The sequence below is a fragment of the Paenibacillus sp. LRG-1 genome (assembly GCF_057220305.1).
The window spans coordinates 601,337-614,078 of sequence record NZ_CM170126.1; the positions used below are offsets into that span (position 1 = coordinate 601,337).

11 protein-coding genes are annotated in these 12,742 nt (G+C 47.7%); 7 read left to right on the forward strand and 4 right to left on the reverse strand.

What is annotated here, in order from left to right:
- Nucleotides 1-66: 66 nt before the first annotated feature.
- A complete protein-coding gene (locus ACUUJN_RS02705; RefSeq protein ID WP_053324525.1) occupies nt 67-822 on the reverse strand; it encodes a TspO/MBR family protein in 756 nt (251 codons plus the stop codon).
- Between the two features lie 244 nt (nt 823-1,066).
- Between ACUUJN_RS02705 and ACUUJN_RS02710 the strand changes: the two genes are divergently transcribed.
- The 3 genes from ACUUJN_RS02710 to ACUUJN_RS02720 all read left to right on the forward strand — a co-directional run bounded on the left by ACUUJN_RS02710 (nt 1,067) and on the right by ACUUJN_RS02720 (nt 4,092).
- Nucleotides 1,067-2,017 carry a bile acid:sodium symporter family protein gene (locus tag ACUUJN_RS02710; RefSeq protein ID WP_023986785.1) on the forward strand — a complete coding sequence of 317 codons (951 nt, stop codon included), beginning with the start codon at nt 1,067-1,069 and terminating at the stop codon, nt 2,015-2,017.
- 250 nt (nt 2,018-2,267) lie between these two features.
- Nucleotides 2,268-3,392 (forward strand): NADH-dependent flavin oxidoreductase, encoded by a 1,125-nt coding sequence (locus ACUUJN_RS02715; RefSeq protein WP_023986786.1) that lies wholly within the window; start codon nt 2,268-2,270, stop codon nt 3,390-3,392.
- Nucleotides 3,393-3,504: 112 nt separating this feature from the next.
- Entirely contained in the window at nt 3,505-4,092 is a 588-nt protein-coding gene (locus tag ACUUJN_RS02720; RefSeq protein ID WP_071559390.1) for a GNAT family N-acetyltransferase, read from the forward strand.
- Here ACUUJN_RS02720 and ACUUJN_RS02725 read toward each other — a convergent pair.
- Both ACUUJN_RS02725 and ACUUJN_RS02730 read right to left on the reverse strand, forming a co-directional pair.
- Nucleotides 4,058-5,683: a response regulator transcription factor gene (locus tag ACUUJN_RS02725; protein ID WP_484669239.1), complete on the reverse strand. Its 1,626-nt coding sequence runs from the start codon at nt 5,681-5,683 to the stop codon at nt 4,058-4,060. The genes ACUUJN_RS02720 and ACUUJN_RS02725 overlap by 35 nt on opposite strands.
- Before the next feature lie 7 nt (nt 5,684-5,690).
- Nucleotides 5,691-7,505 (reverse strand): sensor histidine kinase, encoded by a 1,815-nt coding sequence (locus ACUUJN_RS02730; protein WP_340981590.1) that lies wholly within the window; start codon nt 7,503-7,505, stop codon nt 5,691-5,693.
- A 208-nt stretch (nt 7,506-7,713) separates the two neighbouring features.
- Between ACUUJN_RS02730 and ACUUJN_RS02735 the strand changes: the two genes are divergently transcribed.
- From ACUUJN_RS02735 to ACUUJN_RS02745, 3 genes are all read left to right on the forward strand, one after another.
- A complete protein-coding gene (locus ACUUJN_RS02735; protein ID WP_023986790.1) occupies nt 7,714-8,595 on the forward strand; it encodes a carbohydrate ABC transporter permease in 882 nt (293 codons plus the stop codon).
- Complete coding sequence (locus tag ACUUJN_RS02740) at nt 8,596-9,432, forward strand: carbohydrate ABC transporter permease (RefSeq protein WP_025721894.1); 837 nt, start codon at nt 8,596-8,598, stop codon at nt 9,430-9,432.
- A 227-nt stretch (nt 9,433-9,659) separates the two neighbouring features.
- Nucleotides 9,660-10,955, forward strand: a complete 1,296-nt coding sequence (locus ACUUJN_RS02745; protein ID WP_264454239.1) for an ABC transporter substrate-binding protein — start codon at nt 9,660-9,662, stop codon at nt 10,953-10,955.
- A gap of 82 nt (nt 10,956-11,037) precedes the next feature.
- Here ACUUJN_RS02745 and ACUUJN_RS02750 read toward each other — a convergent pair whose 3' ends face one another.
- Complete coding sequence (locus ACUUJN_RS02750) at nt 11,038-11,577, reverse strand: dihydrofolate reductase family protein (RefSeq protein ID WP_023986793.1); 540 nt, start codon at nt 11,575-11,577, stop codon at nt 11,038-11,040.
- 106 nt (nt 11,578-11,683) lie between these two features.
- On the opposite strand from ACUUJN_RS02750, the gene ACUUJN_RS02755 reads away from it, so the two are divergent.
- Entirely contained in the window at nt 11,684-12,637 is a 954-nt protein-coding gene (locus ACUUJN_RS02755; RefSeq protein ID WP_340981589.1) for a helix-turn-helix transcriptional regulator, read from the forward strand.
- The last annotated feature ends 105 nt before the right edge of the window (nt 12,638-12,742 follow it).

Genomic DNA, 12,742 nt, shown 5'->3' on the forward strand with positions numbered 1-12,742 from the left:
GAGCTTGGGCTAGATGATTCAGACCCAAGCTCGCTTGTTCTGGCTAGGAGATCATATTCGTTTTCTTTAATCCCGTTCTCGATTACGGGCAAAGAATAGCCATAGCGCGTACACCAGAATGATTGCCGCCAAGATCAATGCAGCCAGCCGTACATTTTCATTGTTCGGATGCTCGACGGCGATGGCGACATAGGCCCATACAAATACGAGAGGATAAATGCTGTCGCGATAAGGGAAGCTGACCATGATGGCCAATACGGTGCCGATGAGCAGGATAATGATCGCCCATGTCGTATCGCTGAGTCCCCAGCCACTCCATTCATTCTTTTCCAGTGCCACTGCAATATTGATAATAGTAGCAACAGATACCCAACCGAGGTTCAGGCTGAACGGTAGCTTGACGAACCACATTTCTCCGCGGGTTGGCTGCGGCGTGCGGGTACGTACATACACGACGCTCAAGGAAAGCAAGTATAGAATAATGACGATGACGCACAGCTCTACGTATACATACTGCCAGAGGAAAATCCAGATGATATTGAAGAGACAGCTTAGAATAAAAAAAATACCGATGGACTGAACGCTTGTCTTGGCTTGCCCTGTAGGTGTAGCTTGGTACACGACAAAGCAGGCGAGCAGTACGTAGATGACCGACCAGATGGAAAAAGCGTAACCCGCTGGGGTGATCAAGGTTGGGTACATGTTGGATACAGCAGCAGTGCTTCTGCCACCGATAGGAAGTGTAGAAGCCAGAACGTTAACGAGAACGACAGCGATAAATGCAATAATATTCCACCATTTATACGGATGGCTTCGTGACATAGGGATATCTCCTCCACAACGAATGATGATCCAAAAATGACCGACTGGTCACAAGCTTCTATTATGAATATACCCACTTTGCTTTCGAATATGTCCTAACCGGAAAAAGTTTCTTGATCCCGGTAAAATCATAAAAAGTTGTATGTATATGCAGTCATATGTAGTACAATGGTGAAAATTTTAAGCACTATATAAGCTGAATTTCCTCAAATTCAAATTATATAGAAGTAAGGAGATAAGTAGAATGAATGGCTTGGAGAAAGTAGGGAAATTTGTAGGAGGAACCTTTTCCATCTGGGTACTTTTATTTGCATGCTTGGGATTTTTCTTTCCTGCGGCGTTTACAGGGTTGAAAGGATACATACAGTTATTTTTGGGCATTGTCATGTTCGGGATGGGGCTGACTTTATCTGCGGCTGACTTTCGTGAAGTATTCCGGCGTCCAGTGGATGTGGCTATTGGCGTGGTCGGACATTATCTGATTATGCCGTTTCTGGCCTTTGGATTGGCATTAGTATTGCAGCTGCCACCGGATATTGCGGTAGGTGTCATTTTGGTAGGCTGTTGCCCGAGTGGAACCGCGTCCAACGTAATGACGCTCTTATCCAAAGGCGATGTGGCGTTGGGCGTGTCGATTGCTTCAGTATCGACGCTGATTGCTCCACTAGCTACCCCGGCCATGATTAACCTGCTTGCTGGACGTTGGATGAATATTGATGCGAAGTCACTGATCATGGATATTCTCATCGTGGTTATTGTCCCCATTGTGTTGGGTGTTATCGTCAAATCGCTATTTCGCAAACAGGCAGAAGCCAGTGTCCAGGCGCTGCCGCTCATATCAACACTGGTGATTATGCTCATCGTGGCTATTGTGATTGCAGGCAGCAAAGGCAAGATTTTGGAGACAGGTCCGATTATTTTTGGTGTGGTTATTTTGCATAACGGTATCGGGTTCCTGCTCGGATATTGGTTTGCCAAGCTATTCGGTATGAATCTTTCCAAGCGTAAAGCTGTTACTCTGGAAACGGGAATGCAGAATTCCGGACTGGGCGCTGCGCTGGCAGCAGCTCATTTTAATCCGATTGCTGCTGTACCGAGTGCGATTTTTAGCGTGTGGCATAATATTTCCGGCTCGTTGCTCGCGACCTGGTTTTCCCGCCGGGAGGAGAAGAACAGCACATCCGGGAACCATTAAGCTTTGTCAGTGGCTTGTGACAAGTGGCTGCGGTTCAGCTTTTTCGAACAGTTTGGGGAAGGTCAGAAAGGATAGATTTGACTTTATAGTTGCGGATCATTATACTGTGGTTGTTACAACCACTGTATTTAAGTAAGCAACAGTAGTTTGAGTTCGTTATGGAAGGAAAACTGCATCCAATTCATATTCGGCTTCATGCTTAACAGCCTTATATTATCTGATCTGATTTAAACTGAAGGAGAGAGAACGAATGAACCCAAAATATAATTCTCTATTTGAAGCTTTTACCCTGCCATCCGGTGTTACGTTGAAGAACCGTATTACCATGGCACCTATGACTAACTTTGCTTCCCACGAAAATGGTGAAGTCAGTGACGAGGAACTGGCATACTACCGTGAACGCTCCGGTGGTGTGGGCGCGGTTATTACCGCTTGTGTGTATGTAACTCCAGATGGTAAAGGATTTGTTAATGAGTTTGGTGCGGACAAGGATGAAATGATTCCTAGCCTGCGCCGTCTGGCAGATACGATTCATCAGGAGGGCGCGAAAGCGATCCTGCAAATTTATCATGGTGGCCGCCTGTGTCCACCGGATCAAATTCCAGATGGACAGCCGATCAGTGCAAGCGCAGTAGCCGAGGAAAAAGAAGGCGCGCCTGTGCCGCGTGAAATGACATCCGACGATATCCACCGCGTCATTCGTGCCTATGGCGAAGCGACTCGCCGCGCGATTGAAGCAGGCTATGATGGTGTGGAGCTTCACGGAGCGAACGGTTACCTGGTGCAGCAGTTCTTCTCCCCGCATTCCAACATTCGTACTGATGAATGGGGAGGAAGCCTTGAGAAACGCTTGGCCTTTCCGCTGGCGATTGTTCACGAAGTGAAGAAAGTGATCGCAGAGCATGCGAAGCGTCCATTCATATTCGGCTACCGCTTGTCTCCTGAGGAAGGACACACGCCAGGCATTACGCTGGATGATACGATGGTGCTTGTAGACCGTCTGGCGGATCAAGGGTTGGATTACCTGCACATTTCCGTAAATCATTTCTTTGGTGGTTCGTTCCGTGACCGTAGTGACGAACGGTCACGTACCGTTCTCATCCATGAGAAGGTAGGTAACCGTGTGCCGATTATGGGAGTCGGGTCGCTGAATACACCGGACGAGGCGCTTGCAGCACTGGAGACAGGTGTACCGCTTGTATCGCTGGGACGTCCGCTTTTGATGGAGCCGCAATGGGTTCAGAAGGTGCAAAACGGCACAGAAGATACCATTCGCACGACATTATCCAAACAAGCTCAGCAGGAGCTAGTCATTCCTGACTATTTGTGGAATGTATTGACGACCCTTCCAGGCTGGATGCCTGTTACGGACTAAATTTTGAATGATGGAGATACCCTAGGCTGCTCTCATGCACCTGGGGTATTTTCCTGTCTCATGACCATGAACACAATATTATAGGAATAACTGAGAAAGAAGGAAACTGACAATGTTGCATGAAGCTAATGGCGTAATTTTGATTAAGTCTACCCATCCGGGGCTACAGATTCGACTGTTACAAGTAAATGATGCAGAACGTTTATTAGAGATCAGACGTGAAAATTTTGATTTCTTCAAACCGTTCGAGCCAGAACGACCTGAAATTTACTTTACGCTGGAAGAACAGGCGCGTCTGATTTCCAACGGTTTGGAAGCGGCACAAGCCGGACAGGGATATACGTTTGGACTTTTTTTGCCGGAAAATGATAAGCTGATTGGCAGAATGGAGCTGTCGGGTATCGCTAGAGGCCCCTTTCAAAACGCCAATCTGGGCTACTTTGTAGATCCTGCATACCACGGACAAGGCTATGCCACTTCCGCAGTGAAGGATATTGTACGCTACGCCTTGAACGAGTTGGAATTACACCGTATTCAAGCTGGAGTGATGCCAAGAAATACGCCTTCCAATCGAGTGATGGAAAAGGCAGGATTTCGCCGCGAAGGGCTGGCTCTCAACTATTTGAAGATTAATGGTGTGTGGGAAGATCACGTGCTGTATGCGGTCACGGCTGAGGATTTGCAGAATGGCGTCTTCTGAATTCGCCAGGCGTGACCCCCTCCAGTTTTTTGAACACCTTGCCAAAATATTTTTCATCCTGATACCCGACCATACCGGCAATATGATGAAGGCGCAGCTTGTCATTTAGCAGCAATAGCTTTGCCTTGCTCATCCTGATCTGACACAAATAGTCTGACAGATTAACCCCGTACTCCTGCTTGAATTTACGAGAAATATATTCCCGACTGAGATAAAAGCGGCTCGCCATATCCTGTAGAGAAATGTCCTCGTTATAGTGTGCATCCAGATAGCGGGCAATATCACGGATGGTCGGGTTGTTTGGGCTATGGCTTGGTGTAAGCGCCTGACCGGCTGCCAGCAGTCGGTTTTCAACCTGTCTTTGCCATAAGGGCAGGGAAAGCATGCCACGGTTGTCGACCGGCAATGCATGAATGGAGCCGGACTCATCTGCCAGTTCCTCGCCATCGGTATCTCCAGGTCTGTCATTCAGCCAGCGGGCCAGCATCCAGTCCAACTCCTGATTCCAACTGGCTAGCTGCTCTGCTGTCACCGAAGGCAACTCGGCTACGGCTGCTATCCAATGGCCTACCGCTATCGACACACGATTGGCATTACAGCTGAGCGCACTAAGCCGCAGTTCCTCTTCCATCTCAGGCAACTGGGGAAGACGAATGCTCTGCCGTGTCTGGGAACTCTGGTGCATCCAGTCGGCGGTTTGCAACACATCCCGTTTCCACAACGCTTGCCGTGCCTCTTGGTAGGCAGTGGCTGCCGCTATGGGAAAAGCGCCAAAAGAGCCAACCCCGATGTGCATGTAACACCGCAAAGCCGTTTTGATCCCTGTGTGAATATCCTGCAAGAGCAGCGGCCAACGAGATGGCTCGCCCCAATACAGCAGAATAATTTCGTCCATACGCTCCAGATGACGGAATGCAACTCCGGTTTGAGAAGTTCCGAGAAATTCGTTACAGATGTTAATGAGGGAAAAGCTCAAAAGCGCACGGCGCGTTTTATATTTGTCCAGTATATCGGCATCCAGCTGAGTGGTACTCATCACAGCTGCATTACATATCTGAATAGCTGCAGGAAGACGTAGCTCCTCACGTAAGGGCGTAATGGATAGAGGGGTATTCGCTATACCGGAAACGATTTCAGTCAGGAGCTTATCAGCATAGTGCGGCCTCATCCGATTGACCTCCATGGCCTGCATCGTCTGCCTATTCCGGTCTTGCTCCGCCGTCCGCCAGGCTTGAGTGGCTTTATTTAGAGCCTCGTTAATCTCCACTGGATCCACGGGCTTAAGAATATAGTCCATGCCTCCCCGGCGGATGACCTGTCGAACCAAGTCAAAATCATCATAGCCACTGACCACCACGACTCGGGTTGCTGGGGAATTGACTTGAATCCACTCCATCAGTGCTACTCCATCCTTGCCGGGCATCCGCATATCCGTGAGTACAACAGGTGGGGAAAGGGCGGTAATGACCTCAATCGCCTGATCGCCCGACTCAGCCTCAATCACCTCGCTCACACCGCAAGCTTCCCAATGTACGAGCATCCGTATGGCATGGCGTACATGCTTCTCATCATCTACAATCAGGACTTTCATTGACAGATCACTCTCCCTTAATATGAATTTCCGTAGGGACTTCAGTACGAATTTCGAGTGTATAACGGACGCCATGAGGCAGAATATTGTCTACGCACAGGGTGTTAGAACCATCCTCCGAGTGAAGCTGAATACGCAATAGAACATTACGAAGGCCAATGGAGTCCTGCTCACTAGTGTCCGGCTCCTCGTAGGCTTTCAGCGGACGTTTTAACATATGCTGGAGCTGCTCCAAATCGGCCTGTGGAATGGAAATTCCGTTATTTTCCACTGTTATTTTCACAATGCCTTCCCGGATTCGGCTGCCTGTAATGCGAATTTCACCGGGCCCCAGCCGGGGATCGGCACCGTGTTTAAAGTAGTTTTCCACCAACGGTTGGAGAATCATTTTTGGCACCCGATCATTTAGCACCTCATCTTCCCACTGGTAAGTGACCTCTAATTGCTCACCGAAGCGTTCCTTTTGTAAATCAAGATATTGTTTTACATGTTCGGCTTCTTCCTTGAGTGTAACGACCGTATGGTCCCGCATGTTATAACGCAGCATTTTGGCAAGGGAAGAGAGCAGAGAATAAATTCGCGGCACCTCATGCTGTAGGGCCAGGGTTCCAATAGACTGTAGCGTATTATATAAAAAGTGAGGATTAATCTGTGCTTGAAGCGCTTTCAATTGATGTGTCTTGTTAGCCAGCTCCAGCTTGTATTCCCGCAAAATGAGGTTATTGATGGTATCCATCATCTGTCTGAAACGGCGCGACAGTACTCCGATCTCATCGTTACTCATGGCCCGAATGTCTACATCCAGTTGACCGGACTGAATCTGGTTTATGTAGCGAGTCAGTCGCTTAATAGGTTCCGTGATTTTTATCGAAATCCATAACGTGGCAACAATGACAAGTAGCAACGCTGCGCCTGTAATGACCGCATTAATCTGAGTCAGGCGGGTAGCCCGTAAATACAGCGTACGATGTGGAATTTTCTTGACGAGCGTCCAGCCTGACAGATTGGCATCCAGCTTGCCGTACACGTGCAGTGCTGTATCATCCTCAATCACTCCGTGCTCGCCTTCTTTAGAAATTCGATTGAGCAGGCCAGATTCCTTCCAGTGTGTTCCAATCGATGCTTCTTTTCCGCTATATACGATCGTTCCGTTCCGATCGATCAAAAACAGCTCCTCTGTATCCGCATCATACAATTGACGGCAAATACTGCGCAGCGGCTCCAGATCAACATCTATAGCGAGTACCCCAAGCGTCTCTGAGGCAGGAATGTTCCGAATCGCCCGATGAAGTGTAAATACCTGCCGCTTTGTGCTGTGCTCCGCATAGGAAACCGCCGAAAAGCCGTACAAATGCTTCATGTGCGAAGGCTGTATGAATAGTCCGGAAGGGCCGTAATGAATAGAACCAGTAAAGGGCTCCAGTCGGAATTCCCGTAGCGGGACTGTACTGGTAATCAACGTGGATTGCCCCGCGTCAAAAGAATGCAAATACACTTGGTCAATGCCTGACGAAGCATTCATCATCGTTTGCAGTGTGGTGTAAATTTCAGCGACGGCCCGGTAATCATCCGGAATTTTGGCGAGATTACGCAGAAAATGGGGGTCATTATAAACTCCGATGGACGCGCGATTCAGTCCCTGTAAATAGTTATCCAGATTCGTAATTCCCTGAAAAATAAGCCGTTCATTTTCTTGTGTGGCCTGCTCCCGCAAGGATTGCTTGGTGAGAACAAAGGTCATAGTCATCGACAGCAGCAGCGGCAGAGTGACCGCAATGAGCAAAAACCAGATCAGGCGGGAACGAATACTGTGAAATTTCATGCAGTGAGCTCCTTTCACAATTCAAGGCGAGCCAGAGGTCAATATTTTCCCCCCTAATGGTTCACGATCCTACGTGTTTTCCAGAGCGCTTATTCGACATAATGAACATGTGAATCGCATATCCGTACGGCCCAAGCATTATGCTGCTGAAAGAAAGCCGTAAGGGAGCGTTCCAGACACCAACAGACAACAAAAGGGGGGGATCGGATTGAATCGCGCCAAGTCGTCGCAATGGCTCCAGCAATGGATTTTTGTAGGGCCGTCGACGTTATTTTTCGTTATCATTATTGTAATCCCTTTTATGCTCGGAATGTACTATTCTTTTACAGAGTGGAATGGGGTAGCCAATGAGGCAAAGTGGGTCGGGCTGGATAATTTCAGTCACATTTTATGGAATGATGACAAATTTGGGACAGCGTTCTGGTTTACGGTCCGTTTTACGGTGGTAGGAGTGGTGGCTGCGAATATTTTTGGCTTTCTGCTGGCGTACTTTCTAACCAAACCGCTGAAAACAAAAAATGTACTGAGGACCATCTTTTTTATGCCTAATGTGATCGGAGGTCTGTTGCTGGGCTTTATCTGGCAGTTTATTTTCGTCAAGGGATTTGCAGCAATCGGAGAGAGCACGAACTGGTCCTTCTTCAACCTGTCCTGGTTGGGAGATGAGATCACGGCCTTCTGGGGCATTGTCATCGTGTTTATCTGGCAAACTGCCGGGTATTTGATGGTTATTTATATCTCTTCCCTGACCAATGTGCCCCGCGATATGCTGGAAGCAGCCGAAATTGACGGAGCAAGCCGGATGCAAATTTTGCGGTCGATTATACTTCCTTTGATCATGCCTGCCGTTACAGTTTGTCTTTTCCTGGCGATATCATGGTCATTCAAAATGTTCGATCTCAATTTGTCACTGACCAAAGGCGGTCCCTTCGGGTCCACAGAGTCGGTTGCACTCAATATTTACAATGAAGCGTTTGTGAATAATCGATATGGGCTGGGAACAGCTAAAGCACTCATTTTCTTTATCATTGTTGCTCTGGTTACGAGCCTTCAGGTACGACTGACGAAAAGTCGGGAGGTGGAAGCGTAAATGGAAACAAGCAAGCGCTACCGCTTTGGAACATGGGCGACCGAGATGGTGATGATCCTCGTCGCATTGTTATTCCTCGTCCCGTTTTACTTTTTATTCGTGAATTCGGTCAAAAGCTTTGGTGACCTGCTCACCGATTCTGCGGCCTGGCCACAAACCTTTGTATGGAGCAACTATGCTAGAGCGTGGAGCATCACGCGTTTTCCCGAAGCTTTATGGAATTCACTCGTGGTTACGGTAGTTAGTAATCTGCTGCTCGTACTGATCAGCTCAATGGCAGCTTACCGAATGGTCCGGCGTCCGACGCGTTATAATCGAGTGTTGTTCAGCCTGTTCGTAGCTGCCATGGTCATTCCTTTTCAATCGGTGATGATTCCTTTGGTCAAGGTTGTAAGTACATTGGATTTAATGAACAGTATAAGTGGTCTGGTAATCTGTTATCTGGGATTCGGAGCTCCAATGTCGATCTTTCTCTTTCATGGATTCGTCAAAGGTGTGCCAGTCGAGGTGGAAGAAGCAGCTACGGTGGACGGATGTACGCCTTACGGGGTGTTTTTCCGAATTGTGTATCCGTTGATGCTACCGATGATGGTAACTGTTATTATTTTAAATACGCTCTGGATTTGGAATGATTATCTCCTTCCTTCTCTGGTACTGCAAAAGGCTGAACTGCGCACGATTCCGATTGCTACCTATGCCTTTTTTGGACAATACACGAAGCAGTGGGATTTGGCTTTGCCTGCTCTGGTGCTGGGCATCTTGCCTGTCATCGTATTCTTTCTGGCCATGCAAAAATATATTATACAAGGTATTATGGCTGGTTCGGTCAAAGGTTGAGTGTGGGATGAGCTGAAAATGTACACGGTGGCCACTCCGCAAACGGATGGTGCTTACCATCGCTGTTGCCTCCAGATTCCCCTGAATAAACGAATAAAGGTGGGAATCTAGAGACAAAGGCGAGCGCTATCGCTTGTTCAGCACCATTCCGTTTTCCGTTTGCTCCGTTTCTACATGAATTTTTCGAGTTCATCTGATATGAATTTAGAATAGAAAGGAACATGAAAATGAAAACGCATACTTTTAAAAAGAAAGCTCAAGCACTAATCTTGCTCCTCGCGGCCTTTGCCCTGGTTTTGGCAGGTTGTAACAGCAGTGGCGGACAAAACGCAGGCAAAGAGGAAGTGAAGGAAAAAACAATTCACATTTTTCAGTTTAAGGTAGAGATTGCAGAAGCGCTGAATCGCATGAAGGCGGAATATGAAGCGTCTCATCCAGGGATCAAGCTCGACATTCAGACCGTGGGCGGGGGCAGTGACTATGGTGCGGCGTTAAAGGCGAAGTTCGCCTCCGGGGAGCAGCCGGATATTTTTAACGTAGGAGGTTACCGCGAGCTGGATACGTGGCTGGAATATTTGGAGGACCTGTCTGACCAGCCTTGGGTTGGCGATGTGGTGGATGTCGCCAAAGAGCCGATGACCAAAGACGGCAAGCTGTATGGCCAGCCGATGAATCTGGAGGGTTACGGCTTTATTTATAACAAGGATTTGTTCAAGAAGGCGGGGATTACGGAGACCCCTAAAACATTGTCCGAACTGGAGGGAGCTGCGCAAAAGCTCCAAGCTGCAGGGATTACTCCATTTTCTAATGGATATCAGGAGTTTTGGGTGTTAGGCAATCATTTGCTGAACGTGGCATTTGCCAATCAGCCAGACCCTTCGGCCTTCGTTAAGGGACTGAATGATGGAACTGCAAAGATTCCGGGCAACGCTGTATTCGCCGAGTGGGTTAAGCTGTTTGATCTGACAATGAAGTATGGCAATTCGAAGCCGCTCACGACCGATTACAACACGCAGGTAACGAACTTCGCCACTGGAAAGGCTGCCATGATGCAGCAAGGGAACTGGACTCAGGTCCAAATTGATGGTATTAATCCGAAGCTGAATTTGGGTATTTTGCCTATGCCGATTGGTGAAGACGCAACAGCCGGAGATAAGTTGTTTGTAGGTGTCGCCAACAACTGGGTGGTTAATAAAAATTCGTCTGTCAAACCCGAGGCGAAAGAGTTCTTAAACTGGATGGTGACATCCGAGCAGGGTAAAAAGTATATCACCAAGGAATTTAAGTTTATTCCAGCGTTCAAGAGCATCGAAGGGGCAGAGGCTGATATGGGCCAATTGGGTGCTGAAGTGGTGAAATACAGTAAGGAAAACAAACTGTTGGGCTGGTTCTTTAGCCGCTATCCTGAAGGAGCACAGCAAGAATTCGGAAGTCAGATGCAAGCCTATGTGGCAGGTAAATCGGATGCTGGGAAGCTATTCGAGGATTTCCAGAGAACATGGGATAATTTGAAGACCAAATAATGAACAAAAGCACGCGATAAAGCCTTCATATTTCAGGAAGATTGCATGATCCTGAAATATGAAGGCTTTTCTGTAAACAAAATTATAAATGGTAATGGAGCAGAGCGATATCCCCGCGGCGTTCTATTTCTTTAAGCTTAAACGTACTTGGCAGCGATCCTTCTGGAAATAACGGTATTCCTTGTCCAAGCACTTTGGGAATGATCGCAATGATAGCCTTCTCCAGCAGTCCAGCTTGTAAGAAGGCCTGGAGTAACTGGCCTCCACCGACTAGCCATACCGCACCTTCCGATTGTTCTTGTAGACGTGGAACCAGTTCAGTCAGAGCTTCGTCCGTAAATGTAACATGTGGCGCTTGCTGTTGCTCCGTTAATGCTCGTGTGAGCACATAGCATGGCTTGCCAGCATAAGGGAAATCATCTGAGAGCTTCAACACTTCCTCATACGTCAGCCTGCCCATCAGCACTGTACCTACGGTGTCGTAAAAGTCGGCATATCCATTGTCCCCGCCATCCCCTTTAACATCATACAGCCAGTCCACCGAACCGTCCGGCAAAGCTATATACCCGTCGAGACTCATGGCAATATACAGCACAACTGCGTTTGATTTCAAATCCTCCATAGTTCATTCACTCCTTTCTATTTCCTAATGTTACAATGTATTTATGACATCCTATGTCGTAGTTAAACGGTCATTTTAAATTAATTTTTGAATCGAGGGGTACCTTATGAACGAACGCAGGATTGCTCTTATGAGGATACTGGATTCCCGAAAAAAATATACGGCGCGTGAGCTGGCTGAACGTTTTGGTGTCTCCGTCAGGACGATACAAAGAGATCTCGACTATTTGCAGCAGACCGGGTTACCCCTTTATACCGAAATGGGTCCTCATGGCGGGTATCGGGCACTCCCCAATCGGCTTCTTCCTCCCCTTCATCTTGCTCGCGACGAGGCTCTGGGTCTTTTCCTCATGCTGCAACTGTTGGAGAACATTCCAGATATCCCTTTTGGCTCGGTTCGTGGACATTTATCCGAGCACTATTATGCCGAGCTTCCACAGGATGTGCAGGACAGTATTGATCAATTAAAGGAGTACATTTCTTTTCGTATGCTACCCACTCACGCAGAGTCACCCTACACCTCAATCATTTTGGAGGCTGCGTTGAATAAGCGCCGGGTGAACATGCATTACCGCTCCGCTTCCGGTGAAAAGTGGACTGAAGTATATCCGATTGGACTGTATTTTGATCACGGATATTGGTATATGCCAGCGCATAGCAGAGATCGCATCATTCTGTACCGTTCAGATCGGGTGATGACAATAACGGTGCTGGAGGAAACCTTGGACAGCCTTCCCACACTTCAGGAATGGTTGGCTTCGGAGGATTCTCGTATAGGAATTCCGTCCAAAATAAAATTTACCGCATTGGGTGCCAGGCTGGCCGGATCAGATGCCCTCTTCCAAAATGTTTCCCATCACGAAGGGAAGAGTCAGGAATGGCAGGGATATATTCCGGTCGAAGAGTTTAGATATGTGTCCCGACTTTTACTAAAATACGGGCCAGAGGCCGAGGTCGTATATCCCAAAGAACTGCGAGTACAGGTCAAGCAACTGTTGCAAGACAGCCTGAACCCTTATCTGAAGGATGCAAAAGCGGATGATGAAGAAAAAGACAATTAATCCTGTAAATTGATTCTCTTATTTATAGTTAACCACATGAATATTTAAGGTTATTAACTTATGACTTTCCATTTATTTTTGTGATAAAGTTTTGAAAAGAGCCCG